At 67.5% G+C, this 24,745-nt stretch carries 22 protein-coding genes; 13 read left to right on the top strand and 9 right to left on the bottom strand.

The genetic code is table 11. The features are described 5' to 3' along the window. The first annotated feature begins 168 nt into the window (after window positions 1-168). From mreD to V7778_RS14605, 4 genes are read left to right on the top strand one after another with little or no spacing between them, the layout of a single operon-like run. Window positions 169-687 carry a rod shape-determining protein MreD gene (gene mreD / locus V7778_RS14590; protein WP_335556404.1) on the top strand — a complete coding sequence of 173 codons (519 nt, stop codon included), beginning with the start codon at window positions 169-171 and terminating at the stop codon, window positions 685-687. Window positions 688-700: 13 nt separating this feature from the next. Further along, complete coding sequence (gene mrdA / locus V7778_RS14595) at window positions 701-2,686, top strand: penicillin-binding protein 2 (RefSeq protein WP_335556406.1); 1,986 nt, start codon at window positions 701-703, stop codon at window positions 2,684-2,686. A 3-nt stretch (window positions 2,687-2,689) separates the two neighbouring features. After that, on the top strand, window positions 2,690-3,805 hold the full coding sequence (gene rodA, locus V7778_RS14600; RefSeq protein ID WP_335556408.1) for a rod shape-determining protein RodA: 1,116 nt from the start codon (window positions 2,690-2,692) through the stop codon (window positions 3,803-3,805). 17 nt (window positions 3,806-3,822) lie between these two features. Beyond that, entirely contained in the window at window positions 3,823-4,803 is a 981-nt protein-coding gene (locus V7778_RS14605; protein WP_335556410.1) for a septal ring lytic transglycosylase RlpA family protein, read from the top strand. Between the two features lie 75 nt (window positions 4,804-4,878). Here V7778_RS14605 and V7778_RS14610 read toward each other — a convergent pair whose 3' ends face one another. The 7 genes from V7778_RS14610 to argS are packed head-to-tail and all read right to left on the bottom strand — an operon-like array spanning window position 4,879 to window position 11,061. Next, a complete protein-coding gene (locus V7778_RS14610; RefSeq protein ID WP_335556411.1) occupies window positions 4,879-5,595 on the bottom strand; it encodes an SPOR domain-containing protein in 717 nt (238 codons plus the stop codon). A gap of 13 nt (window positions 5,596-5,608) precedes the next feature. Beyond that, window positions 5,609-6,352: a type III pantothenate kinase gene (locus V7778_RS14615; RefSeq protein WP_335556413.1), complete on the bottom strand. Its 744-nt coding sequence runs from the start codon at window positions 6,350-6,352 to the stop codon at window positions 5,609-5,611. Next, window positions 6,349-7,113: a biotin--[acetyl-CoA-carboxylase] ligase gene (locus V7778_RS14620; RefSeq protein WP_335556415.1), complete on the bottom strand. Its 765-nt coding sequence runs from the start codon at window positions 7,111-7,113 to the stop codon at window positions 6,349-6,351. Before V7778_RS14620 ends, V7778_RS14615 begins: the two co-directional genes overlap by 4 nt. Then, complete coding sequence (locus V7778_RS14625) at window positions 7,110-7,904, bottom strand: SDR family oxidoreductase (protein WP_335556418.1); 795 nt, start codon at window positions 7,902-7,904, stop codon at window positions 7,110-7,112. Before V7778_RS14625 ends, V7778_RS14620 begins: the two co-directional genes overlap by 4 nt. Beyond that, a complete protein-coding gene (locus V7778_RS14630; RefSeq protein ID WP_335556420.1) occupies window positions 7,901-8,599 on the bottom strand; it encodes a thiol:disulfide interchange protein DsbA/DsbL in 699 nt (232 codons plus the stop codon). Before V7778_RS14630 ends, V7778_RS14625 begins: the two co-directional genes overlap by 4 nt. 8 nt (window positions 8,600-8,607) lie before the next feature. Beyond that, window positions 8,608-9,306 (bottom strand): SPOR domain-containing protein, encoded by a 699-nt coding sequence (locus V7778_RS14635; protein WP_335556422.1) that lies wholly within the window; start codon window positions 9,304-9,306, stop codon window positions 8,608-8,610. A 42-nt stretch (window positions 9,307-9,348) separates the two neighbouring features. After that, on the bottom strand, window positions 9,349-11,061 hold the full coding sequence (gene argS, locus V7778_RS14640; protein ID WP_335556423.1) for an arginine--tRNA ligase: 1,713 nt from the start codon (window positions 11,059-11,061) through the stop codon (window positions 9,349-9,351). Between the two features lie 220 nt (window positions 11,062-11,281). Between argS and rsmB the strand changes: the two genes are divergently transcribed. The 8 genes from rsmB (at window position 11,282) to V7778_RS14680 (ending at window position 19,820) form a co-directional block, all read left to right on the top strand. Next, window positions 11,282-12,859: a 16S rRNA (cytosine(967)-C(5))-methyltransferase RsmB gene (gene rsmB, locus V7778_RS14645; RefSeq protein WP_335556425.1), complete on the top strand. Its 1,578-nt coding sequence runs from the start codon at window positions 11,282-11,284 to the stop codon at window positions 12,857-12,859. A 101-nt stretch (window positions 12,860-12,960) separates the two neighbouring features. Further along, entirely contained in the window at window positions 12,961-13,500 is a 540-nt protein-coding gene (locus V7778_RS14650; protein WP_335556427.1) for a DUF4390 domain-containing protein, read from the top strand. After that, a complete protein-coding gene (locus V7778_RS14655; protein ID WP_335556429.1) occupies window positions 13,490-15,802 on the top strand; it encodes a sensor histidine kinase in 2,313 nt (770 codons plus the stop codon). Before V7778_RS14650 ends, V7778_RS14655 begins: the two co-directional genes overlap by 11 nt. 161 nt (window positions 15,803-15,963) lie before the next feature. Next, window positions 15,964-16,689: a response regulator gene (locus V7778_RS14660; protein WP_335556431.1), complete on the top strand. Its 726-nt coding sequence runs from the start codon at window positions 15,964-15,966 to the stop codon at window positions 16,687-16,689. Then, window positions 16,686-17,180, top strand: coding sequence for a GTPase (locus tag V7778_RS14665; protein WP_335556433.1), 495 nt, complete (start codon window positions 16,686-16,688; stop codon window positions 17,178-17,180). Before V7778_RS14660 ends, V7778_RS14665 begins: the two co-directional genes overlap by 4 nt. Before the next feature lie 139 nt (window positions 17,181-17,319). After that, entirely contained in the window at window positions 17,320-17,577 is a 258-nt protein-coding gene (locus tag V7778_RS14670; protein ID WP_020656370.1) for a BTH_I0359 family protein, read from the top strand. A 72-nt stretch (window positions 17,578-17,649) separates the two neighbouring features. Continuing rightward, the gene (locus tag V7778_RS14675) at window positions 17,650-18,414 is read left to right on the top strand and encodes a class II glutamine amidotransferase (RefSeq protein ID WP_335556437.1); all 765 of its coding nucleotides are present in this window, start codon (window positions 17,650-17,652) and stop codon (window positions 18,412-18,414) included. Window positions 18,415-18,527: 113 nt separating this feature from the next. Then, entirely contained in the window at window positions 18,528-19,820 is a 1,293-nt protein-coding gene (locus V7778_RS14680) for an EAL and HDOD domain-containing protein (RefSeq protein WP_335556438.1), read from the top strand. Window positions 19,821-20,023: 203 nt separating this feature from the next. Here the strand turns inward: V7778_RS14680 and V7778_RS14685 are convergent, their stop codons facing one another. Both V7778_RS14685 and metH read right to left on the bottom strand, forming a co-directional pair. Then, the gene (locus tag V7778_RS14685; RefSeq protein ID WP_335556440.1) at window positions 20,024-20,401 is read right to left on the bottom strand and encodes an SPW repeat protein; all 378 of its coding nucleotides are present in this window, start codon (window positions 20,399-20,401) and stop codon (window positions 20,024-20,026) included. Between the two features lie 94 nt (window positions 20,402-20,495). Further along, complete coding sequence (gene metH / locus V7778_RS14690; protein ID WP_335556442.1) at window positions 20,496-24,263, bottom strand: methionine synthase; 3,768 nt, start codon at window positions 24,261-24,263, stop codon at window positions 20,496-20,498. A gap of 252 nt (window positions 24,264-24,515) precedes the next feature. Between metH and V7778_RS14695 the strand changes: the two genes are divergently transcribed. After that, on the top strand, window positions 24,516-24,743 hold the full coding sequence (locus tag V7778_RS14695) for a BrnA antitoxin family protein (protein WP_335556444.1): 228 nt from the start codon (window positions 24,516-24,518) through the stop codon (window positions 24,741-24,743). Window positions 24,744-24,745 lie beyond the last annotated feature (2 nt).

The following is a 24,745-nucleotide window of genomic DNA, read 5'->3' on the forward strand; positions in this document are numbered from 1 at the left end:
GCTACCCGCGCCGTGGCACCAGCAACCCCGCCGGCAACTTTGCCGGCAACTGCGCCGGCCACTGCGCCGGCAAGCGCGCCCGCGCCTGCCGCAAACCGTCCCGCGCCCGCGGCAACCACGCCGCCGGCTGCACCCGCGCCGGCCGGACAATGATTCCAGGACCTGACCATGCCCGGTAACCGTCCGCATTACATCCTGCTGCCCGTCAGCCCGCTGTTCATCACGTTCAGCCTGGTGTGCGCCTTCATGCTCAACCTGATGCCCTGGGGCCGCTGGGTGGGCGCGCCCGATTTCGTCGCCCTGGTGCTGGTCTTCTGGGGCATCCACCAGCCGCGCAAGGTCGGCATCGGCGTGGCCTTCGTCATGGGCCTGCTGATGGACGTGCACGACGCCAGCCTGCTGGGCGAGAACGCGCTGGCCTATACCCTGCTGTCCTACCTGGCGATCATGATCCACCGCCGCGTGCTGTGGTTCCACCTGATGACCCAGGCCATGCACGTGTTCCCGCTGCTGCTGCTGGCCCAGGCGATCCAGGCCTTCGTGCACTTCATGGTCTCGGGCCGCTTCCCGGGACTGCTGACCTTCGTCGAGAGCCTGGTGGCCGTGGCCCTGTGGCCGGTGATCACCTGGCTGCTGCTGGCGCCGCAGCGCCGCGCCGTCGACCGCGACCATACCCGTCCGATCTGAGGTTGCTGCCGGCATGACCGAGTTCAAGGATAACGACCGCGAGATCCACAAGTTCCGCATGCGCCTGACGGTGCTGGTGGGACTGGTCTTCGTCTGCTTCGGCCTGCTGGTCGCGCGCTTCGTCTGGCTGCAGGTGCTGCACCACGACCAGTACGCCGCCCAGGCCGAGGACAACCGCATCGCGCTGGTGCCGATCGTGCCCAACCGCGGCCTGATCGTGGACCGCAACGGAGTGGTCCTGGCGCGTAACTATTCCGCCTACACCCTCGAGATCAACCCGTCCAAGCTGCACGCCAACCTGGACTCGGTGATCGACGAGCTGTCCAAGCTGGTCACCATCGAGCAGCGCGACCGGCGCCGCTTCAAGCGCCTGCTGGAAGAGTCGCGCAGCTTCGCCAGCGTGCCGATCCGCACCCGCCTGAGCGACGACGAGGTGGCGCGCTTCACCGCGCAGCGCTTCCGCTTCCCCGGCGTGGAAGTGCAGGCGCGCCTGTTCCGCCAGTACCCGCTGGGCGAGGTCGCTTCGCACGTGATCGGCTACATCGGCCGCATCAACCAGAAGGAAGCCGACGCGCTGGAAGAAAGCGAAGACGCCGCCAACTACAACGGCACCGAGCATATCGGCAAGGAAGGCCTGGAAAAGCGCTACGAGCGCTACCTGCACGGCCAGACCGGCTACGAGGAAGTCGAACGCTCGGCCGGCGGCCGCGCGATCCGCACCCTGCGCCGCACGGCGCCGGTGCCCGGCAGCAACCTGATCCTGTCGATCGACATCGAGCTGCAGAAAGTGGTCGAGGAAGCCTTCGGCGACAACCGCGGCGCCCTGGTGGCGATCGAACCCGCCACCGGCGACGTGCTGGCCTATGTCTCGCGCCCGGGCTTCGACCCGAACCTGTTCGTGGACGGCATCGACAGCCAGAGCTGGAACGAGCTGAACACCTCGCTCGACCGTCCGCTGATGAACCGTCCGCTGTCGGGCACCTATCCGCCGGGATCGACCTTCAAGCCCTTCATGTCGCTGGCCGCGCTGGAGATGGGCCTGCGCCGCCCATCGGACGCGATCCGCGATCCGGGCTTCTTCGTGCTGGGCGGGCACCGCTTCAACGACGACAAGCCGGGCGGCCATGGCGTGGTCGACATGTACAAGTCGGTGGTCGAGTCCTGCGACACCTATTACTACCAGCTGGGCAACGAGATGGGCATCGACAGGATGTCGGGCTTCATGCGCCAGTTCGGCTTCGGCGAGCCGACCGGGATCGACCTCGAGCACGAGAAGACCGGCGTGCTGCCCTCCAAGGAATGGAAGGCGCAGCGCTTCAAGCGCAACCGCGCGGCGCAGAAATGGGTCGGCGGCGACACCATCTCGGTCTCGATCGGCCAGGGCTTCAACAACTACACCATGCTGCAGCTGGCGCACGCGGTGGCCAACCTGGCCAACAACGGCGTGGTCATGAAGCCGCACCTGGTCAAGATGATCGAGGACGGCACCACCCGCCAGCGCACGCTCACGGTGCCGAAGGAAAGCCGCCGCATCCCGCTCAAGCAGGAACACGTCGACTTCATCAAGCACACGATGGTGGGCGTGACCCAGGAATCCTATGGCACGGGTTACCGCGCTTTCGCCAACGCCGGCTACATCTCGGCGGGCAAGACCGGCACGGCGCAGGTGATCGGCCTGAAGGGGCAGAAGTACAACGCCAGCGCCATCGACGAGCGCCACCGCGACAATGCGCTGTATGTCGCGTTCGCGCCGGCCGACCAGCCGCGCATCGCCCTGGCCCTGGTGGTCGAGAACGCCGGCTTCGGCGCGGCCTCGGCGGCGCCGATCGCGCGCAAGGCGCTCGACTACTACCTGCTGGGCAAGCGCCCGGCGCCGCCCAAGCCCAAGGATCCGCCGCCCGGCCCCGCCGCAGCCAAGCGCGCGCCCACGCCGGTCGCGGCCCCCGCGGCCCAGGTTGCGGCAACGGGTGCCGCGGCCGCCCTCACCAGAAAGGAATAAGCCATGGCGCACATTCCAGAACGACGCTCGCTGCGCCGCCGCCTGCGTCCGTACTTCGCCGTGTTCGACGGCCCGCTGGCGCTGATCCTGTTCGTCCTGATGGCGATCAGCATGATCACCATGACCTCGGCGGGCGCCGACTTCCCGGACCGGGTCGAGCACCAGATCCGCAACTTCCTGCTGTCCTTCGCGATCATGTGGATCGCGGCGAACATTCCGCCGCAGACCCTGATGCGGCTGGCGGTGCCGATCTATACCTTCGGGGTCGCGCTGTTGATCGCCGTGGCCATGTTCGGCATCATCAAGAAGGGCGCGCGGCGCTGGCTGCACCTGGGCATCGACATCCAGCCTTCCGAGATCCTCAAGATCGCCATGCCGCTGATGCTGGCCTGGTATTTCCAGACCAAGGCCACGATCGGCAACTGGAAATCCTTCGCCGTCGCCGCGGTGCTGCTCCTGATCCCGGTGACCCTGATCGCCAAGCAGCCCGACCTCGGCACCGCGCTGCTGGTGGCCGCCTCGGGCCTGTACGTGATCTTCCTGGCCGGCCTGGCATGGAAGGCGATCATCGCACTGGTGGTCGGCGCGGCCGCGATGCTGCCGATCGGCTGGTCGATGATGCACGACTACCAGCGCGAGCGGGTCATGACCCTGATCGATCCGACCTCGGACCCGCTGGGCAAGGGTTTCCACATCATCCAGTCGATCATCGCGATCGGCTCGGGCGGCGTGAGCGGCAAGGGCTACATGAAGGGGACCCAGGGTTATCTCGAGTTCGTGCCAGAGCGCACCACCGACTTCGTGTTCTCCGTGTATTCCGAGGAATTCGGCCTGATCGGCAACCTGGTGCTGCTGTTCGTCTACCTGCTCCTGATCGGGCGCGGACTGATGATCGCGGCGAATGCGCCGAACTCGTTCTCGCGCCTGCTGGCGGGGGCGATCACGATGATCTTCTTCACCTATGCGTTCGTGAACATGGGCATGGTGGCCGGCATCCTGCCGGTTGTCGGCGTGCCCTTGCCCTTCATGAGCTACGGCGGCACGGCCTTCATCACGCTCGGACTTGGCGCCGGCATATTGATGAGTATTCAAAGACACCGTAAACTCGTGCAGACGTGATAAATGGAGGACGAGCAATGGCCGTTCGAAGGATTTATTCGGCGGCCCTTGCAGTTGCACTCCTGGCCGCCGGTTGTACGACCCAACCCAAGGGCGAGCATCGCAACCTGATGCAGCTGATCCCGCTGCCCTGGCTGCACAAGCCGGCGCTGAAGCACGGCGAAGCGCCGGCATTGCCGACGGCCGAATCCAGCCTCGGCGGCTACCACAAGGACGGCGGCCCGGGCGAGCAGGCGCAGGTACAGGAGAACACGCCGTTGGTGAAGTACGAGCCCTACGCCAGGTGGGGCAACCGCCCGTACTCGGTGCTCGGACAGACCTACACCCCGATCCTGCACGAGGATCCCTTCGTGCAGCGCGGCATGGCCAGCTGGTATGCGAACCGCTTCCACGGCCAGAAGACCACGTCGGGCGAGCCCTACGACAAGACCAGGATGACGGCGGCGCATCCGACCCTGCCGATCCCCTCGTATGCGCGCGTGACCAGCGTCGACTCCGGCAAATCGGTGATCGTGCGGATCAACGACCGCGGTCCCTTCCACGCCAGCCGGGTCATCGACGTGTCCTACGCGGCCGCGGTCAAGCTCGGCCTGCTCGACAGGGGCAGCCACCAGGTCAAGGTCGAGCGCCTGTTTCCTGACGATCCAGCCCGGATCGCCACCGTGCGCCGCGCCGCGGCCTCGCTGGCGCAATCGGCCGCGCCGGAAATCGCCGCCATGGCGCTCGAAGACGGGGTGCGGTCGGACAGCGCGGCGATCGCCCAGGCGGCGCCAGGCTTCTATGTGCAGCTCGGTTCCTACAGCCGCGCGGGCGCGGCGGAAGCGATGAGCGCGAAGCTGGCCAAGGCCGGCGTGGAGCTGGGGACCCTGGAAGTGGCGCCGGCGGGGACGTCGCAGCGCCTGTATGGCGGGCCGTTCGCGACCCGGGCCGACGCCGCGAAGGCGGCGCGCAGGGTGCCGAAGTCCTTCGGTTTGAAACCCTTGGTCGTCAAACGGTAGGGTTGGCGGCTTTGCCGCCGACGCGTCGATCGTTACCGGTTCCGTTATCGTGTTCGATGATCTCGCGGCCAACCATCACCGCGCCGGCAGGCAATCCTGCAGCTGCGCGCCGGGGAAGGCCTTGGCGATGTCGGCGATGCGGGTGCGGGTGTCGGCGTCGATGTTGCGGAACTGATAGGCGGCGCGGGTGCCTTGCGGGCCGCGCGGCAGGATGCGCACGCCGCGCACGCCCTGGCGGCCCAGGATGCCGACCTGGGTCTGGGCTGCCGCCTCGGTCTTGAACACGCCCAGCGAGATCGCGTACTTCATTGCCGACTCGCCCTGCATCACGAAGAAGTTCTCGATGCCGCGCTCCTTCAGCTCCGCCGTGCGGCGGTCCGCGCCTTCCTTGCCGCCGGCCGGCGGCAGGTAGACCATGTAGCTGCTCACTTCCTGGAAGGGCACGCTGATGCGTGACTGGCGCTCGCCCAGGTCCAGGCGCGCCGCGCGGGTTTCGAAGCGGCGCGTATCGCCCGCGGCGATGGGACCGGCCTGCACGCAGGCCAGGGGCGCGGCGGCGGGCGCGGAAGAGGGCGCGGCCGGCTCGGCCGGTGCTTCCGCGGCGGGCTGGCCGGCGCCGGCCAGGGCCTTCGCCTCGGCCTCGCCCAGCAGCGCGATGCGCTCGACCGCAAGCTGGTTCTTCAGGCGCGCGGGTTCGCGCTCGCTGCCCGCGGGCGTGCCGAGGTAGCCGCGGCCGTAGGCGAACAGCAGGGCATTCAGCCCCAGCAAAGCCCAGAAGACGAATTTCAGCACTTTCCTATCCTTGTCAGATGGCGGTCGCCGCCGCATGCAGGCCGACCAGCACGATATTATCGACCAGGCGGTGCTCGACCTTGAGCGCGGGCGCAATATATGGCGCGGCGCCGCCGGACAGGATGCAGGCGGAGGCGCCGTGTCCCGCCACCGCGCGCTCGATGGCGCCGGCCTGGGCCGACAGGCAGCCGGAGACGATCGCATCGTCCGTATTGTCGCCGAACAGGGGCGGAGGCGCCGCACCAGGCCCCACCTGGGGCAGCTGGGCCGTGTTGCGCGCCAGCGCGGCGGCCATCAGCGCCAGGCCGGGCAGGATCATCCCGCCCAGGAAACGCCCGTCGGCGCTGACCGCGTCGACGGTGGTGGCAGTGCCGCAGGTGGCCACGACCAGGTCCTGGCCCGGGGCCAGCGCGCGCGCGCCGATGGCGGCCGCGAAGCGGTCGCAGCCCAGGCGCTGCGGTTCGCGGTAGCCGTTGCGCAAGCCGGCGCGCTCGGGCACCGAGGCGAACCATTCGACCGGCAAACCCGGGTTGCCCCCCTGCAGGGCGGCGGCGATGCGTTCGCGCGCCTCCGCGCCGGCCACGTTCGAGACCAGTGCGCGGGTGGCGCCCAGCGCCTGCCACTGGGCCGCCAGGCGGTCCATCTCGGTGTGCGGCGCCACGCCCTCGGCCTGCCACTGTCCCAGCGGGGCGCCGCCCTGGGCCAGGGCCCACTTGATGCGGGTGTTGCCGGCGTCGACCAGCAGCAGGGCGCTCATGCCTTCACCCGCAGCGACACGTCGCCCGCCAGCACCGGCATGCGGCCATCGACCGTATCGAGCAGCAGGCGGCCGCTGTCGTCCACGCCCGCGGCCAGGCCTTCCTGCACCACCTTGCCGGCGTCGAGCAGGACCACGGTCTCGCCCTGCCAGGCATGGCGCAGGTTCCAGCGCGCGCTGAAAGCGCCGAAGCCGCGCGCCGCGAATTCGCGCAAGGCCGCCGCCAGGCCGTCCAGCAGGGCCGCCACCAGGGTGTCGCGCTCCATGCGCGCCAGCCAGGGCACGCCCGCCGCGCTGCGTCCCAGGCGCGCTTCCATCTCGTCCGGCATCAGGAGATTCAGGCCGATGCCGATCACGGCCCAGACGCCGCCTCCCGGCGCATTCTGGGTCTCGACCAGGATGCCGGCCAGCTTGTCGCCGTCCTTGAGCACGTCGTTCGGCCACTTGAGCTGCACCTGGACGCCGAGCGCGGAGATGGTTTCGGCAAGCGCCACGCCGATCGCGAGCGGCAGGCCGGTCAAGGCCTGCGGACCGCCTTCGAAGCGCCAGGCCAGCGAGAAGGTCAGCGAGCCTTCCGCCGAGGACAGCCAGCTGCGGCCGGCGCGTCCGCGGCCGGCGGTCTGGTGCTCCGCCACCAGCAGCAGGGGGCCGGCAAGGCCGGCCGCGCGCGCCAGCAGGTCGGCATTCGTGGAGCCGGTTTCGCCGACCACTTCGACGGCCACCCCGGAGCGCGACCGGGCGGCGATGTGCGCGGCGTTCATGCTTGCTCCTTGCGCTGCTTGGTCGGGGCGCGCGAGAACGCGGCGTCGAACAGAGCATTGGGCAGCAGGCGCAGCAGCCTGGCCACGAGGCCCATCTGCCAGGGCAGCACGCGGTAGCTGTCGCCGTGCGCGATGGCCGCCGCCGCCTGGGTGGCGAAGCGCTCGGCGCTCATCAGGAAAGGCATGGGGAAACGGTTGTTGCGGGTCATGGGAGTAGCGATGTAGCCGGGCGCGATGGTCACCACCCGGATGTTCGAATCGTGCAGCTCCAGGCGCAGCGATTCGCAATAGCTGTGCACGGCCGCCTTCGAGGCGCAGTAGGCGCCGGCGCCGCGCATGCCGCGGATGCCCGCCACGCTGCCGATGCCCACCAGACGGCAGGGACCGTCCTGGCTTTTCATGGCGGCGATGAAGGGCGCGAAGGTGGCCACCGTGGCGCCCACGTTGGTGGCGAAGACGGCCTCGAAGACGGGCAGGTCCTGGGGGCGCTCGGTGAGCGTGCCGTACGAGATGCCGGCGCTGGCGATGACGATGTCGGCGCCGCCGTGGGCTTGCAGGAAGTCGCCGGCGGCGCCGGCGAGCGCCGCGTGGTCGCAGACATCCAGCGGATAGATGCGGTGTTGTCCGGCGCCGGGGAGCGAGGCCGCGAGTTCGGCCAGCAGCTCGCCGCGCCGCGCGACCAGGCCGAGAACGGCGCCGCGTGCGGCGTATTCGCGCGCCAGGGCGGCGCCGATGCCGCTCGAGGCGCCGGTGATGAAGACCCGGTGCGCCTGTCCCGGCCGCCCGGTCATTGCTTGCCGGCTTTCGCCTTCGCGACCAGCTGGTCCATCACCTGCAGGGTGCCCTGGAACAGCTGGGTTTCGGACTGGTTGCCCTCCGCGCCTTCGGCCACCATGCCGGGCGAGGTCAGGAAGCGGCCGTCCACGGCCAGCATCGGCCAGTGGGTCACGCCATAGTCCTGCATCAGGGTGGCGGCGCGGCGCAGCTTGGCCTGCACGCCGAAGGAACGGTAGGTGTCGATGAAGCGGGCGCGGTCGATGCCGGCGCGCGCCGCCCAGTCGAACACCTGCTCGTCGCTGGCCAGGCGCAGGCGCTCGACGTGCATGGCGGCGAAGGCCTTGGCGTGGTACTGCTCGAGCAGCCCGAGCGATTCGAGCGTGTAGAACAGGCGCTGCTGCGGCAGGACGCCGGCGTCGCGCGGCACGTGCACGCGCTTGAAGACGATGGCGTCGCCCTGCTTGCGCACCCACTCGGCCAGCAGCGGCTCGAAGGCGTAGCAGTGCGGGCAGTAATAGGCGAAGAACTCGATCACCTCGACCTTGCGCGGACCGGCGTCGGTCGGCTGGGGCGAAGGCAGGGTCTTGTACTCGACGCCATCCTTCGGCGCGGCGCTCGAGGCGTGGGCGGAAGGAGACGCGAGAAGCGCCGCCAGGCTCGACATGCCGAGCAGGGTGGCGGTGCAGAACAGGCGGCGCAGGGCGTGCATGCGTTTCCTTATTTCTGGTTGCGGACGATGGCGACGTCGATGCCGCTGTCGAGCAGCTTGGCGCGCGCCTTGTTCACGGCTTCGACCTGGGTATACGGGCCCACGCGCACGCGGTGCAGCACGCCGCCTTCGGTTTGGCGGTCCGAGATGGCCGCTTCGAAGCCGAGCAGGGCCAGCTTGGCGCGGGTGTTCTCGGCGTCGGACATCTCGCGGAAGGCCCCGGCCTGCAGGTAATAGATGTAGCTGTCGGCGCCCGCGGACGGCGCCGGCGCGGCGGATGGTGACGGCGCGGCCGTATTGGCCGGCGCGGGCGGCTGGACGGGCGCCGCAGCCGCGGCCGGAGTCGAAGCGGGGCGCTGGGCCTGCATGCCGGCGATCGCGGCGCCGAGCGGATCGGCCTCGCCTGCCGGCGCGGCCGGCGCCGGAGCCTCGCCGGCGGGCTTGCTGCGTTCGCCCAGTTCGCGGTTGGCCTCGCGCACGGCTTCGCGGTTGCCGTACAGCGGCTTGTTCGGATCGGTCGCCTTGCTCGGATCGAGGTCGGCCGGGCGGCCGGCCTTGTTCGAACGGTCGGTGAACGGGGAGGCGCCCTTGGTGATCATCAGGGCGACCGCCACCGCGATGCCCAGGCCGATGATCAGGCCGATGATGATGCCGGTCAGGGTGCTGCCGCGCTGGCGCAGCGGAGAAAAGGATCGGGTGACGGTCATGTCGCTTTCAATATATCGAGACGGTTGCTGGTATTCCTGCGCTTACATCTTCTCGGGCGCCGAGACGCCGATCAGGGCCAGGCCGTTGCGCAGCACCTGGCGGATCGCCGCGGCCAGGGCCAGGCGCGCCAGCTTGAGCGGCTCGTTATCGTCGAGCAGCCACTTGTGGGCGAAGTAGTAGCTGTGCAGTTCGCCGGCCAGTTCGCGCAGGTAGAACGCGACCTGGTGCGGGCCCAGCTCGACCAGCGCGCGCTGCAGCATCTCGGGGTAGGCGGCCAGCTTGGCCAGCAGCTGGGATTCGTGCGACTCGGTCAGCGGCGACAGGTCGACCTTGGCGAGCGAAGCGGCGTCGCCGCCCCAGTTGGCCAGGGCCGAGCAGATGCGCGCGTGCGCGTACTGCACGTAGTAGACCGGGTTCTCGTCGCTCTTGGCCAGCGCCACGTCGACGTCGAACACGAACTCGGTGTCGGCCTTGCGCGAGATCAGGAAGAAGCGCACGGCGTCGCGGCCGCGCGTGACCTCGCCGTTGCCCGACCATTCGATCAGGTCGCGCACGGTCACATAGGAGCCGGCGCGCTTGGAGATCTTGACCTCTTCGCCGTTCTTCATGACGGTGACCATCTTGTGCAGCACGTAGTCGGGGTAGCCCTGCGGGATGCCGATGTTCACCGCCTGCAGGCCGGCGCGCACGCGCGCGATGGTGCCGTGGTGGTCGCTGCCCTGGACGTTGATCGCCTGGTCGAAGCCGCGGCGGAACTTCTGGATGTGGTAGGCCACGTCCGGCACGAAGTAGGTATAGGTGCCGTCGGACTTGCGCATCACGCGGTCCTTGTCGTCGCCGTAGTCGGTGGTCTTGAGCCAGAGCGCGCCTTCCTGCTCGTAGGTCTTGCCGGCGTCGACCAGGGCCTGGACCGCCGCTTCCACCTTGCCGTCCGCGTACAGCGAGGACTCGAGGTAGTAGTTGTCGAACTTGACGCCGAAGGCCTGCAGGTCCATGTCCTGCTCGTTGCGCAGGTAGGTGACGGCGAAGCGGCGGATCGATTCGACGTCTTCCACGTCGCCGCTGGCGGTCGCGGGCTGGCCGTCGCTGGCCGACACGGTCTTCTTCGCCAGGTAGTCGGCGGCGATGTCGGCGATGTAGTCGCCGTTGTAGGCCGATTCGGGCCAGCCGGCGTCGCCCGGCTTGAGGCCGCGCGCGCGCGCCTGCACCGAGGTGGCCAGGGTGGCGATCTGGACGCCGGCGTCGTTGTAGTAGAACTCGCGGGTCACCTGGTGGCCCTGCGATGCGAACAGCGAGGACAGGGCGTCGCCCAGCGCGGCCTGGCGGCCGTGGCCGACGTGCAGCGGGCCGGTCGGGTTGGCCGAGACGAATTCGATGATCACATGGTGGCCGTCGCCCGAGGCGCCGCGGCCGAATGCTTCGCCCTGCTCGAGGATGGTGCGCACCACCGACTGCTTGGCGCCGGCGGCCACCCGCAGGTTGATGAAGCCGGGGCCGGCGACGTCGGCCGACTCGACCAGGCCTTGGGCTGCGGGATCGGCCAGCAGGGCGGCGACCAGGCGGGTGGCCAGTTCGCGCGGGTTGGTCTTGAGCGGCTTGGCCAGCTGCATCGCGATGTTGCAGGCGATGTCGCCGTGGGACGGATCGCGCGGGCGTTCGAGAACGACGTTAGGGGTCAGGTCGCTGCCTGCGACGATCGGCGCGAGGGCGGCCTGGAACAGGGCAACGATCTGCTGTTTTTGTTGGGCGAGCATGGGGAATGGTCGAAATAGTAATGAAATGCGATGAAACGCGCGTGAAGCGCGTGCCTGATATACAGGCAATAAGGGTCCATTATACTGGTTTGGCGCGCCCGCGGGACGGGGCTGCGGCTGTGCCGTCACCTGCGCCGCCCGCCTGCGCCTTCCGTGCCGTTAAGGTTCGCCAAAGCCGCAGCCGTTACAATGGAGGCCATTTTTTCAGAACCGAACCGCCATGACCGACAAGCGCCCGACGCTCACCCTCAAACCCAAGGCCAAGGCCTCCCCGGCCCGCTCCTCCGCTGCCAAGTCCGGCCCGGCCCGCACCGGCACCGGCCGTCCGCAGGAGCCGCGCGCCCAGGGTGAGCGCGGCGCACGCCCGTCCGATGCGCCGCGCAAGGACGGACAGCGTCCGGCCGCCGCCCAGCCGCGCCAGGAGCGCCAGGAGCGCGCCAAGCCGGAGCTGCGCCAGAGCCATGAGGTGAAGGTGGCGCCGCAGCGCGACTTCCGCCCCGACCTGAAACCCGACTCGCTGGCCCTGGCCCTGCTGGGCGCGGCCAATGCCGTGGCGCGGGTGCGCGCCGGCGCCGCGCTGCCGCAGGCACTGGGCGCGGTGTTCGCCGCCTACGACGCGGCCCCCCAGGCGCGCGGCGCGATCCAGGACATCGCCTACCGGACCATGCGCCAGCTGGGCCGCACCGAGGTCCTGCTCGGCCTGATGACCAGCAAGGCGCCGGAACCGGCCATGCTGGGCGGCCTGCTGCAGGCCGCATTGGCCCTGGTCGATCCGCCGGACGGCACGCCGCCGCCCTATGAAGCCTTCACCGTGGTCGACCAGGCCGTGACGGCGGCCGCCGCCCACCCGGATTTCGCCCATGCCAAGGCCATGGTCAACGCGGTGCTGCGCCGCTTCCTGCGCGAGCGCGGCGACCTGGTCCAGGAAGCCCTGCGCCAGCCGCTGGCGCGCTGGAACTACCCGCAATGGTGGATCGACGCCACCCGCGCGGCCTACCCGCAGGACTGGGAACGCATCCTCGCCGAGGGCAATGCCCATCCGCCCCTGACCCTGCGCGTCAACCGCAGGAAGACCGATATCGATGCCTACCTGCGCACCCTCGAGGAAGCCGGCATCGCCGCCGAGCCGATCGGCCCAAGCGCGGTGCGCCTGGCCCAGGCCATCAACGTCAGCCAGATCCCGGGCTTCCACGAGGGCGTGGTCTCGGTCCAGGACGCGGGCGCCCAGCTGGCCGCCTCCCTGCTCGACCTGAAGGACGGCATGCGCGTGCTGGACGCCTGTGCGGCGCCGGGCGGCAAGAGCGGCCATATCCTGGAGACCGCCGAGGTCGACCTGACCTCGGTCGATGCCGATCCGGCGCGCCTGGCGCGGGTGGGGGACAACCTGGGCCGCCTCGGTCTGCATGCGAAGCTTGTCGCGGCGGAGGCCCAGGCCGACGGCTGGTGGGACGGCCAGCCTTTTGAGCGTATCCTGGCCGACGTGCCGTGCACGGCCTCCGGTATCGTCCGGCGCCACCCGGACATCCGCTGGCTGCGCCGCAAGTCCGACACACTCCAACTTGCAACACTTTCCTCTGAAATACTCGACAAGCTTTGGCAGATGTTGCTTCCCAATGGTAAATTGTTGTTCGTGACATGTTCGCTCTGGCCCCAGGAATCGGAGGCGCAGGCGGCCGCTTTTGCGGTGCGCCACGATGCGCTCCGGCTTGACGCGCCGGGCCAACTGCTGCCAGCCAGCGGTGCCGGGCAGGATCATGACGGTTTGTTCTACGCCCTGTTCCAGAAGAGAGCGCAGTAACGGTCGACACCATGTTGCGCTCCCCGAACGATACGCTCAATTTTTAAGGCTCCGGCTCACTTGTGACGTTACGATTTTTACGCCTCCTCGCTTGCCAGCTGATGCTGGTCTTCGCGTGCGCGACGGCGCAGGCGGCCGACGGGATCGAGATCACCAAGGCCGCCATCGAAGCCAGCGAAGACGGCTATCGTCTCGACACGGCCTATGCATTCGACCTGAACCACGGACTCAAGGACGCCATCCAGCATGGCGTGCAGCTGCACTTCACCACCGAGATCGAGCTGACCCGGCCGCGCTGGTGGTGGCGCGACGAAAAAGCGGTGTCCGAGCGGCGCACGATCCGCATCTCCTATGACGTATTGACGCGCCAGTACTACGTGCACGTGGTCGGCAGCCAGCAGATGGGCGGCTTCCAGCAAAGCTTCCAGACCCTGGACGAGGCCATGTTCCTGATCCGCCGTCCGAACCGCTGGCTGATCGCCCCGCGCGGCGCGCTCAAGCGCGGCGAGGTGTACAACGTGTCGCTGCGCATGTTCATGGACCGCGAGTACCTGCAAAAACCCCTGCAGGTCAACGCCTTCAACGATTCCGACTGGCGCCTCGCCTCGAACAAGAAGTCCTTCACCTACCGTGCGGAGTAAATCGGTCAATCAGGCGCTGCGCTACGCGCTCGTCGTCGGCGGGGCCGTCGTCTCCATCCTGCTGTTCCTGCTCGCCTCCGCGTCGGACAACTCGGGCTTCTTCGACCGCTACTATGGCTGGCTGCTCGGGCTGAACGCCGCCATGGCCTTCCTGCTGCTGATCCTGGTGATCGTGGCGCTGGCGCGCCTGTATTCGCGCTACAAGGCCGGCAAGTTCGGCTCGCGGCTGATGGCCAGGCTTGTTCTCCTGTTTGCCGGCATCGGCATCCTGCCCGGCCTGGTCATCTTCATGGTCTCGGTGCAGTTCGTGTCGCACTCGATCGAGTCCTGGTTCGACGTCAAGATCGAGGCGGCGCTCGAGTCCGGCCTGAACCTGGGCCACGCGGCCCTGGACGAAGCCCTGGTGGAGCTGGGCGCCACCGGCCAGACCGCGGCCGCGGCCCTGGCGGGGCAGAACGACACCATGGCCCAGACCGTCCTGACGCGCCTGCTGGCCGACACCAGCGGCCTGCAAAGCGCCATGCTGGTGGACGCCAACGGCGGCATCGTTTCGATCGCGGCCGAGGAGCGCCGCCCGGACCTGGCGGCCGACGCGCCCAATGCGCAGATGCTCAAGGCGGCCGCGATTCCCGGCGGCTATGCGCGCGCCGAGGGCGGCATCGACCGCGACTTCCGCGAACAGGCCGAAGCGCCGGCCGGGCTGGACGCGGCCACCGGCCTGCGCCTGCGCGTGGTGCTGGCGGTGCCGGAGCCGCCCGGCGTGGCGCCGCGCTACCTGCAGCTGCTGCAGTCGGTGCCGGTCAACCTGGCGTCCAACGCCGAGGTGCTGAGCACCGCCTATACCGAATACCGGCAACGCTTCGCGGCCCGCACCGGGCTGCGCAAGATGTACATCGAGACCCTGACCCTGACCCTGCTGCTGGCGATCTTCGGCGCCATCGGCAGCGCCTTCCTGATCGCGGGTAATCTGGCCCAGCCGCTGCTGGTGCTGGCCGAGGGCACCCAGGCGGTGGCCGAGGGCGACCTGTCGCCGCGTCCGATCGTCGAGACCAGCGACGAACTGGGCACCCTGACCCAGTCCTTCAACGCCATGACCGGGCAGCTGTTCGAGGCGCGCAGCGCCGTCGAGCGCAACCGCGCGGCGCTGCAAAGCGCCAAGGCCCACCTGGAATCGGTGCTGGGCAACATGTCGGCGGGCGTGATCGTGCTCGATGCCGACGGCACCGTGGTGAACTCGAACGACGCGGCCTACCGCATCCTGCAGGTGGAGCCGGGCGCGCTGGCCGGCCCCCTGAACCGCATCGCCGGCCTGGACCATTTCTCGAACTGCATCACGCGCGCCTTCTCGGCGCAGAACGCGCACACGGCCGCAGGCAGCGGACGCAAGCGCGCCCACTGGCAGCAGCAGATCGAAATCCCGCGCCGTCCGGGCGGCGACGAGCACGACCACGACATCACCCTGCTGGCGCGCGGTTCGCGCCTGCCGGTGGGGGCGGGCAGCGGCTTCATCGTGGTGTTCGACGATATCTCGGACGTGATCTCGGGCCAGCGCTCGGTGGCCTGGGGCGAGGTGGCGCGGCGCCTGGCGCACGAGATCAAGAACCCGCTGACCCCGATCCAGCTGGCGGCCGAGCGCATGCAGATGAAGCTCGAGGGCAGCCTGCCGCCGGCCCAGGCCGAGCTGCTGCGCAAGGGCACCAATACCATCGTCAACCAGGTCGACGCGATGAAGCGGATGGTAGACGATTTCCGCGACTACGCGCGCACGCCGCCGGCGGTGCTGCAGCCGCTCGACCTGAACGACCTGATCGACGAAATCCTGCGCCTCTACCTGGCCGAGGACGGCTCGGACATCATCCATGCCGCGCTGGCGCCGAACCTGCCGCGCGTGATGGGCGACCCGACCCAGATGCGCCAGGTGATCCATAACCTGATCCAGAACGCCCAGGACGCCCTGATCGACCGCGGAACCTGCGACCCGCCGGCGCGCGTCGACGTGACCACCGAAGCCATCCACTACGAAGGCGCGGACGGCTCGGCCGGCACAGCAGTGCGCCTGGCGATCGTCGACAACGGCCCCGGTTTCGCCCCGCGCATCCTGGCGCACGCCTTCGAACCCTATGTCACCACCAAGGTCCGCGGCACCGGCCTGGGGCTGCCGATGGTCAAGAAAATCGTGGATGAGCATGGTGGCCGGATCGACGTCGCCAACCGGACGGACGGATGTGGCGCGGCCATATTCATTTTGCTGCTAAAGTTGGCCCCTGAGATCGGCACCGAGACGAACTTGGCCGAAGTGTAAAAGACGCATAGAATCACGCTAATAACGGGTAGGAGCTCCCGCGTCCAGCAAAGCCTTCAGGGCAGGGCGCATCGCCGAAGCAGTACTCGAGTACGGCAAGACGATGCAGGCCGCCGTAAAGGGCTTGGGCAGGCGCGCTAAAAGATCAGGAAGGCAATAAGATGGCGAACATACTCGTAGTCGATGATGAAATGGGCATCCGGGAACTCCTGTCGGAGATTCTCGGCGATGAAGGCCATGCCATCACCTTGGCCGAGAATGCGCAGCAGGCGCGCGAAGCGCGCGCGGCCGGCGCGCCGGACCTGGTGCTGCTGGACATCTGGATGCCGGACACCGATGGGGTGACCCTGCTCAAGGAGTGGCAGCGCGACGGTCTGCTGACGATGCCGGTCATTATGATGTCCGGCCACGCCACGATCGATACCGCCGTCGAAGCCACCCGCATCGGCGCCCTGAATTTCCTCGAAAAGCCGATCGCCCTGCAAAAGCTGCTGAAGGCCGTGCAGCAAGGCTTGTCGCGCGCCCAGGAAGTGGCGCGCGCCCCGCTGATGCCGCCGCGCCCGATCGCCCCCAGCATGCCGAGCGCGTCCGCCGAACCGGTGGCCGCCGCGCCGATGTTCGCGCCGCCGGTGGCGGCGCCGAACGGCGCCCGCGTGGTACATGCGATCTCGCATGGCGAAGGCACCGGCTACACGCTGTCCTTCGACCTGCCGCTGCGCGAGGCGCGCGACGCCTTCGAGCGCATGTATTTCGAACACCACCTGGGGCGCGAAGGCGGCAGCATGACGCGCGTGGCCGAGAAGACCGGCCTCGAACGCACCCACCTGTACCGCAAGCTCAAGCAGCTGGGCGTCGAGCCGGGCAAGCTGGCCAAGAAAGGGCAGTGAAGGGCGCGACGGTGGACAGCAGCGCGGCCGGCGCCGCCGGCAGCGGCATCCGCATGAACGCGAAGGTCGCCACCACCCTGGTCACCGGCGACTCCGCCGGGGCGCGCGAAGACGCGATCGCGGCGCTGCTCGATGCCGTCCATGCCTCGCCTGCGGTTCTACCCGATGTTCTACCCGATTCGCATAAGCCATCCGGCGCCGCGGCTGCGCGCCCTGGCCTGGACAGCGCCGTCATCCTCGAAGGCATGGCGGCGTCCTCCACGCCGCTCGTCTCCACTCCCTCCCTCCAGGTCGTCCGCATTGCTCCCGGATGCCTGTGCTGCGACGGCAATCTGGTTTTGCGTGTAACATTAAATCGACTGCTGCGCCAGCGTCCCCAGCGTCTGTACATCGGCCTGGCGCGCAGCGAGCACCTTGATCAGTTGCGATCGTGGTTGCAAGACGCACCATACGATCAGCTGTTGGCGCTGAATCCAGTTCTCGACACCTGAACTCCCGGCCGATCACCCCGATTGTTCAAGGTCTCTTGAAATCGGTTCGGCCAGCCCCACCTCTTAAGCGAAGTGAACAGCCCGCCGCCCGCCGCCGCGCGGCAGGTTTCACAAACTCTGATCGAGAGAAGGAGTCATCATGAACATGATCTATAACAGCGAACAGTACAGCGTCGTCGAGTTCGGTGTCGACCGCGAACTCGAGGCCCTGCGTTTCGGCGGCTTCGAGATCGTCGACAAGGCCGGCCGGCGCGAAGCGTTCATCGGCGGCAAACTGGCGCAATCGTTCCGGCGTGACGTCAACAACCTGATCGCCAGCGAACCGACCATGGAAGAAATCGACGACTTCCTGGGTTCCTACGATACCCTGATGAGCCAGCCGGTCGTCCTGCATTAAACGAACCGGCGCCATCGACCTTGTGCCGGGCGATGGCGCCGTTTGTACCGGCGGCATGGTAAGCTGCGCCCCATGTGTCAGCTACTTGGTATGAACTGCAATGTCCCAACCGACATTGTCTTCTCTTTCACCGGCTTCGCCCACCGCGGCGGCCGTACCGATACCCACCACGACGGCTGGGGCATCGCTTTCTTCGAAGGCGCGGGTGTGCGTCACTTCGTCGACCACCAAGCCGCCATCGCTTCGCCGATCGCCGAACTGATCAAGCGCTACCCGATCAAGTCCACCAACGTCATCGCCCATATCCGCAAGGCCACGCAAGGGCAGATCGCGCTCGAGAACTGCCATCCCTTTGTGCGCGAGCTGTGGGGGCGCTACTGGGTCTTCGCCCACAATGGCGACCTCAAGGAATTCCAGCCCGTGATCGACGGGCCCTTCCGCCCGGTCGGCAACACCGACAGCGAGCTGGCCTTCTGCTACCTGCTGCAATGCCTGCGGGCCGAATTCGGCGATACCCCGCCAGAGCGCGCCGTCCTGCGCGCGGCGCTCGGGCGCCTGGTGCCCGCGATCGCCGCCCACGGCACCTTCAACATGATGCTGTCCGACGGCACGGCCCTGTTCACCCATTGCTCGACCAAGCTGTGCTACGTGGTGCGCAAGTATCCGTTCGCGGCCGCCTGCCTGTCGGACGAAGACCTCTCGGTCGACTTTTCCCAGGTGACCACGCCCAATGACCGGGTGGCCATCATTGTCACCGAACCGCTGACGACCAATGAACAATGGACCCATTTCGCGCCCGGCGAACTGTTGATGTTCGTGGACGGCCTGCCACAATAATGGGCAATTTTGCTATAAAAAACATAAGCTTCCGACAATAAATTAATGCTATAAAGCCACTAAAGGTTCCGGATGCGGTAAAGTATCCCCGTTCGCCGATAGAAAGAGACGAGATGACCGATTCCGCAAGCCTTGACCAGGCGTCGCAGCCGCTGCGCATGCGCAACTTCTACCTCGCGCGCCAGCCGGTCCTCGACCGCAACCAGGCGCTCTACGGCTACGAACTGCTGTTCCGCGGCAGCGCGCAAGGCGCGGCCGGCATCGATCCTTCGGCCACCGGCTCGGGCCTGTCGGCCAGCGCCAGCGTCATCCACCATGCTTCCCAGCTCGGCCTGCCGCGCGCCATCGGCGACGCCACCGCCTTCCTGAACGTGGACAAGGAAGTCCTGATGAGCGACATGTTCGCCTTCCTGCCGCGCGAACGGACGGTGCTGGAGATCGTGCGTTCGGTCGAGCCGGACGACGCCGTGATCCGCCGCATGACCGACCTGGCCTCGCACGGTTTCCGTTTCGCCGCCGAGGCCTCGGCCCACGGCGCTTCGCTGGCGCGCCTGCTGCCGGTGATCGACTTCGTCAAGATGGACCTGCGCGAGCTGCCGGTGGTGACCCTGCTGTCGCTGGCGCCGCGCCTGCGCACCACGGGCAAGCGCCTGGTGGCGGAAAAGGTCGAGACCCACAACGAATACCGCACCTGCCTGGACATCGGCTTCGATTATTTCCAGGGCTATTATTTCGCCAAGCCGACCGTCATGACCGGCCGCAAGCTGTCGCCTTCGCAGACGACGGTGCTGGACCTGATGAACCTGGTGACCTCGGAAGCGGACAACACCGAGATCGAGAAGGTGGTCAAGCGCGAGGTGACCCTGGGCCTGAACCTGCTGCGCCTGGTGAACACGCCGGCCGTGGGCGCCACCCGCCGCATCGAGTCGATCAGCCAGGCCTTGATCCTGCTGGGCCGCCGCCAGCTGCAGCGCTGGCTGCAGATCCTGCTGTACGCCGAGCCGGGCGTGCGCGGCCACAGCCAGAGCCCGCTGCTGATGCTGGCCACCACGCGCGCGCGCCTGATGGAGCTGCTGGCCCAGCGCCTGCGCCCGGGCCAGCGCAACGTCGCCGACGTGGCCTTCACGGTCGGCATGATGTCGCTGATGGATACGCTGTTCTGCATCCCGATGCAGGACATCGTCGAGCAGATTCCCGTGATCGACGAAGTGCGTCATGCGCTGCTGCTGCGCAAGGGCTTCTTCGGCGAACTGCTGCGCCTGGCGGAGTCGATCGAGCAGATGGACGATGCCAACGACGCCGTCATGCCGGCGCTGCACGAGCTGTCGCTCGACGGCGACGACCTGGCCGAGCTCGAGGTGTCGGCGTTCGAGTGGAGCGACAAGGTCGTTCGCTACGCGATTTGAGCTGACACTGAGCGTGAAAACTTGGGTCCTCGCCTTCGCGGGCATGACGTGGCAAGGGATGTGGCAGATCAAACGGAGTGGCTACCCTAAAGACCGTCATCCCCGCGCAGGCGGGGACCCAAGTTTGCCGGCTCAGCCACCAACGCCCTCATTAAGCGGTCGCCCTAGCCGGTCGCCCTAGCCGGTCACCCTAGCCGGTCGCCCTAGCCGGTCGCCCCCGAGTTCGTCCACTGGCTGTGCAGCTCCGGATCGCTGCGCAGCTCCCACACCCCCAGCACCACCGTCGCCAGCCCCGAGACCAGCAGGCTGGTCGTCATCGCGCGGTCGGGGACGGCGCCGACCAGCCAGGGCGACACCGCCACCCAGATGCCGGCCACGATGTTCAGCAGCACCGCCCACACATAGGTCTTGTACAGGTCGAAGGCCGCCAGCAGGGCCATGATGATGCCCGCGATGGTGGCGTTGACCGCCGGCGGGGAAGACACGGGATAGTTGAACACCCACGGTGAGATGACCAGCCAGACGCCGACCAGGAGGATCACCTGATCCTGCCAGCGCTTCGCCGAATAATGCAGTGCCATGTCGCTCTCCTTGTCAGGCAACGAAAAATGAGGCATCCACAGCTTAGAAAAGAAAAACGCCGCGAAGTTCGCGGCGTTCACAAGCGCAAGCAGCTTAGAGATTCGGCGCCAGGTGGCGCTCGAGCTCGGCCTTGTCCATGCCGCGGCGGCGCGCCATGTCCTCGACCTGGTCGTCCCCGACCTTGCCGACCACGAAGTACTTCGACTCAGGATGGGCGAAGTAGAAGCCCGATACGGCCGCGCCCGGATACATGGCGAAGGACTCGGTCAGCTGCATGCCGATCTCGTCCGCCTGCAGGGTGCGGAACACATCCGCCTTGACCGTGTGCTCCGGGCAGGCCGGGTAGCCCGGCGCCGGACGGATGCCGCGGTATTCTTCGGCGATCAGGGCCTCGTTGCCGAGGTCCTCGTCGGCCGCATAGCCCCACAGGTCGGTGCGCACGCGCTGGTGCAGGTATTCGGCGAAGGCCTCGGCCAGGCGGTCGGCCAGGGACTTGAGCATGATCGAGGAGTAGTCGTCATGCGCCGCCTCGAAGCGCTGCTCGTGCTTCTCGATGCCCAGGCCCGCGGTCACGGCGAACATGCCGATGTAATCAAGCACGCCGGAGTCCTTCGGCGCGATGAAGTCGGCCAGACACTGGTTCGGGCGCTGCACGCCGTCCACCACCGGCTTCACGCCCTGCTGCCGCAGGCCGTAGTAGGTGAAGGCGACTTCGCTGCGCGATTCGTCCGTGTAGATTTCGATGTCGTCGTGGTGCACGCTGTTGGCCGGCAGCAGGGCGATGGCGCCGTTGGCGGTCAGCCAGCGGCCCTCGATGATCTTCTTCAGCATCGCCTGGCCTTCCTCGAAGACCTTGGTGGCGGCTTCGCCCACCACTTCGTCGGTGAGGATGGCGGGGAAGGGGCCGGCCAGGTCCCAGGTCTGGAAGAAGGGACCCCAGTCGATGTAGCGCGCCACCAGGCCCAGGTCGACGTTCTTGAACACGCGGCGGCCGATGAACTTCGGCTTGACCGGGGCGTACTGCAGGCGCGCCCGGTTGGCGCGCGCCTGTTCGATCGACAGCAGCGGCAGGGCCTTCTTGCCGGCATGCTGGACGCGGATGCGCTCGTAGTCCTGGGCCAGTTCGATCACGTAGGCGTCCCGCGTGTCCTCGGTGACCAGAGCCTGGCCGACCGAGACCGAGCGCGAGGCGTCCGGCACGTAGACCACCGGGCCCTCGTAGTGCGGCGCGATCTTGACCGCGGTGTGGGCGCGGCTGGTGGTGGCGCCGCCGATCAGGAGCGGGGTCTTGCGTTCGCGGAACCAGGGGTCGCGCTGCATCTCGCGCGCCACGTGGGCCATTTCTTCGAGCGACGGCGTGATCAGGCCCGACAGGCCGACGATGTCGGCGTTCTCTTCCTTGGCCTTGGCCAGGATGTCGGATGCCGGGACCATCACGCCCATGTTCACGATCTCGAAGTTATTGCACTGCAGGACCACCGAGACGATGTTCTTGCCGATGTCGTGGACGTCGCCCTTGACGGTGGCGATCACCATCTTGCCCTTGGGCTTGGCGACGATGCCGGTGCGGCGCTCTTCCTCGGCCTTTTCTTCCTCGATGAAGGGCACCAGGTGGGCCACGGCCTGCTTCATCACGCGCGCCGACTTGACCACCTGGGGCAGGAACATCTTGCCCTGGCCGAACAGGTCGCCGACGATGTTCATGCCGTCCATCAGCGGGCCTTCGATCACGTGGATCGGGCGGCCCTTGGCGGCCAGCACCTGCTGGCGCATCTCTTCGGTGTCCTCGACGATCCACTGCGTGATGCCGTGCACCAGCGCGTGCGCCAGGCGCTTCTCGACCGGGGTATTGCGCCACTCAAGGTTTTGCTCCTGCCTGGCGCCGCCGGCCTTCAGGGTGCCGGCGAATTCGATCATGCGCTCGGTGGCGTCCGGGCGGCGGTTCAGCACCACGTCCTCGACCCGCTCGCGCAGCTCTGGCGACAGGTCGTCGTAGACGCCGACCATGCCGGCGTTGACGATGCCCATGGTCAGGCCCGCCTTGATCGCGTGGTAGAGGAAGACCGTGTGGATCGCCTCGCGCGCCGGGTCGTTGCCGCGGAAGCTGAACGAGACGTTCGACACGCCGCCCGACACCTTGGCGTGCGGCAGGTTGGCGCGGATCCAGGCGGTGGCTTCGATGAAGTCGTTGGCGTAGTTGTTATGCTCCTCGATGCCGGTGGCGATCGCGAAGATGTTCGGGTCGAAGATGATGTCTTCCGGCGGGAAGCCGACCTTTTCCACCAGCACCTTGTAGGCGCGGCCGCAGATCTCGGTCTTGCGCGCGAAGGTGTCGGCCTGGCCCTGCTCGTCGAAGGCCATGACGATGACGGCGGCGCCGTAGCGGCGGCACAGGCGCGCCTGGCGGATGAATTCCTCCTCGCCTTCCTTCATCGAGATCGAGTTGACGATGGCCTTGCCCTGCACGCACTTCAGGCCCGCCTCGATCACCGACCACTTGGAGGAGTCGATCATCACCGGCACGCGCGAGATGTCGGGTTCCGAGGCGATCAGGTTCAGGAAGCGGGTCATGGCCGCCTGCGAATCGAGCATCGCTTCATCCATGTTGATGTCGATGACCTGGGCGCCGTTCTCGACCTGCTGGCGCGCGACCGACAGCGCCTCGTCGAACTGCTCGTTCAGGATCATGCGGGCGAAGGCCTTGGAACCGGTGACGTTGGTGCGCTCGCCAACATTGACGAAGAGCGAGCTCTCGTCGATGGTGAAGGGCTCCAGGCCGGACAGGCGCATGGCCACCGGGATCTCGGGCACCTGGCGTGGAGCGTGGTTTTCGAGGATCTTCGCGATGGCGGCGATATGTTCTGGGGTAGTGCCGCAGCAGCCGCCCGCGATGTTCACGAAGCCGGCGTCGGCGAATTCGCGCAGCAGGGCCGAGGTGTCGGCCGGCAGTTCGTCGAAGCCGGTGTCGCTCATCGGGTTGGGCAGGCCGGCGTTCGGGTAGATGCAGACAAAGGTGTCGGCAATCTGCGCCAGTTCTTCCGCATACGGACGCATCAGGGCCGCGCCCAGGGCGCAGTTCAGGCCGATGGTCAGCGGCTTGGCGTGGCGCACCGAGTTCCAGAAGGCGGCCACAGTCTGGCCCGACAGGATGCGGCCCGAGGCGTCGGTGACGGTGCCCGAGATCATCAGCGGCAGGCGCGGGGTCTCCGGGTGCTCGTCGAAGTACTGGTCGATCGCGAACAGGGCGGCCTTGCAGTTCAGGGTGTCGAAGATGGTCTCGACCAGCAGCAGGTCGGCGCCGCCGTCGACCAGGCCGCGGACCTGCTCGTGGTAGCTGGCGACCAGCTGGTCGAACGTGATGTTGCGCGCGGCCGGGTCGTTCACGTCGGGCGAGATCGAGGCGGTCTTCGGGGTCGGGCCCAGGGCGCCGGCCACGAAGCGCGGCTTGTCCGGCGTGCTGTACTTGGCGCAGGCGGCGCGCGCCAGCTTGGCGGCCTCGACGTTCATCTCGTAGGCCAGGTGGGCCATGTGGTAATCCTCCTGCGCCACGCTGGTCGCGCCGAAGGTATTGGTCTCGAGCAGGTCGGCGCCGGCCGCCAGGTAGCGTTCGTGGATTTCCTGGATCACCTGCGGCTGGGTGAGCGTCAGCAGCTCGTTGTTGCCTTTGACGAAGAGCTCGCGCTGGCCGCTGCCGGCCGGGGCGGCGAAGTCGGCGAAGCGCGCGCCGCGGTAGGCGGCTTCGTCCAGCTTGTACTGCTGGATGATGGTGCCCATCGCGCCGTCCAGGATCATGATGCGGCGCGACAAAATCTCGCGCAATTGCTTGTCGATCGGGGAAAGGGCGTGCGATTGGGCGTTCATGGCGGAGTCTCTTTGCGAATACGGCTTGACAAATCGGATACTGCTGGGCGGTCTGTCATTATACGTCATGCGTGCGAGATGGTTTTGTGGCGCCCCGGCAATGAAACCGTGTATGTATCGTTTTGTATGTAAATCTCGAACTGTTACAAGACGTTACAAAAACCGGCTCATCAGCAATCTTTACGATACATACCGGGACGACAATCAGTTTCCGCCGCCACGAGCGGCGTACGTACTAACTGGGAAAATCGCATGAACAAAGAATACGAACCTGATTGGGATCAGCCGCTCCGTCACCAGGAGCCGGCGGTATCGTCCAAGCCACAAGCTGCCAGCGGCGTGAAGCAGATCGTCACCATTCGCCTGGATGTGGACATGCTGGAATGGTTCAAAGAAGCCGGTCCGGGTTACCAGACCCGCATCAACCAGGTGCTGCGCGAGCACATGGAAGCCCAGCGCAGCCGCGGTTCGCAAGAGTAAAG

It is taken from the genome of Massilia sp. DD77 (genome assembly GCF_036961685.1).
Taxonomy (GTDB): Bacteria; Pseudomonadota; Gammaproteobacteria; order Burkholderiales; family Burkholderiaceae_D; genus Telluria.

Bases quoted from the DNA above. Each gene is read 5' to 3' on its own strand.
- mreD (WP_335556404.1), top strand. From the start codon at position 169: ATGCCCGGTAACCGTCCGCATTACATCCTGCTGCCCGTCAGCCCGCTG.
- mrdA (WP_335556406.1), top strand. From the start codon at position 701: ATGACCGAGTTCAAGGATAACGACCGCGAGATCCACAAGTTCCGCATG.
- rodA (WP_335556408.1), top strand. From the start codon at position 2,690: ATGGCGCACATTCCAGAACGACGCTCGCTGCGCCGCCGCCTGCGTCCG.
- V7778_RS14605 (WP_335556410.1), top strand. From the start codon at position 3,823: ATGGCCGTTCGAAGGATTTATTCGGCGGCCCTTGCAGTTGCACTCCTG.
- V7778_RS14615 (WP_335556413.1), bottom strand. From the start codon at position 6,352: ATGAGCGCCCTGCTGCTGGTCGACGCCGGCAACACCCGCATCAAGTGG.
- V7778_RS14620 (WP_335556415.1), bottom strand. From the start codon at position 7,113: ATGAACGCCGCGCACATCGCCGCCCGGTCGCGCTCCGGGGTGGCCGTC.
- V7778_RS14625 (WP_335556418.1), bottom strand. From the start codon at position 7,904: ATGACCGGGCGGCCGGGACAGGCGCACCGGGTCTTCATCACCGGCGCC.
- V7778_RS14630 (WP_335556420.1), bottom strand. From the start codon at position 8,599: ATGCACGCCCTGCGCCGCCTGTTCTGCACCGCCACCCTGCTCGGCATG.
- V7778_RS14635 (WP_335556422.1), bottom strand. From the start codon at position 9,306: ATGACCGTCACCCGATCCTTTTCTCCGCTGCGCCAGCGCGGCAGCACC.
- argS (WP_335556423.1), bottom strand. From the start codon at position 11,061: ATGCTCGCCCAACAAAAACAGCAGATCGTTGCCCTGTTCCAGGCCGCC.
- rsmB (WP_335556425.1), top strand. From the start codon at position 11,282: ATGACCGACAAGCGCCCGACGCTCACCCTCAAACCCAAGGCCAAGGCC.
- V7778_RS14650 (WP_335556427.1), top strand. From the start codon at position 12,961: ATGCTGGTCTTCGCGTGCGCGACGGCGCAGGCGGCCGACGGGATCGAG.
- V7778_RS14660 (WP_335556431.1), top strand. From the start codon at position 15,964: ATGGCGAACATACTCGTAGTCGATGATGAAATGGGCATCCGGGAACTC.
- V7778_RS14670 (WP_020656370.1), top strand. From the start codon at position 17,320: ATGAACATGATCTATAACAGCGAACAGTACAGCGTCGTCGAGTTCGGT.
- V7778_RS14675 (WP_335556437.1), top strand. From the start codon at position 17,650: ATGTGTCAGCTACTTGGTATGAACTGCAATGTCCCAACCGACATTGTC.
- V7778_RS14680 (WP_335556438.1), top strand. From the start codon at position 18,528: ATGACCGATTCCGCAAGCCTTGACCAGGCGTCGCAGCCGCTGCGCATG.
- V7778_RS14685 (WP_335556440.1), bottom strand. From the start codon at position 20,401: ATGGCACTGCATTATTCGGCGAAGCGCTGGCAGGATCAGGTGATCCTC.
- metH (WP_335556442.1), bottom strand. From the start codon at position 24,263: ATGAACGCCCAATCGCACGCCCTTTCCCCGATCGACAAGCAATTGCGC.
- V7778_RS14695 (WP_335556444.1), top strand. From the start codon at position 24,516: ATGAACAAAGAATACGAACCTGATTGGGATCAGCCGCTCCGTCACCAG.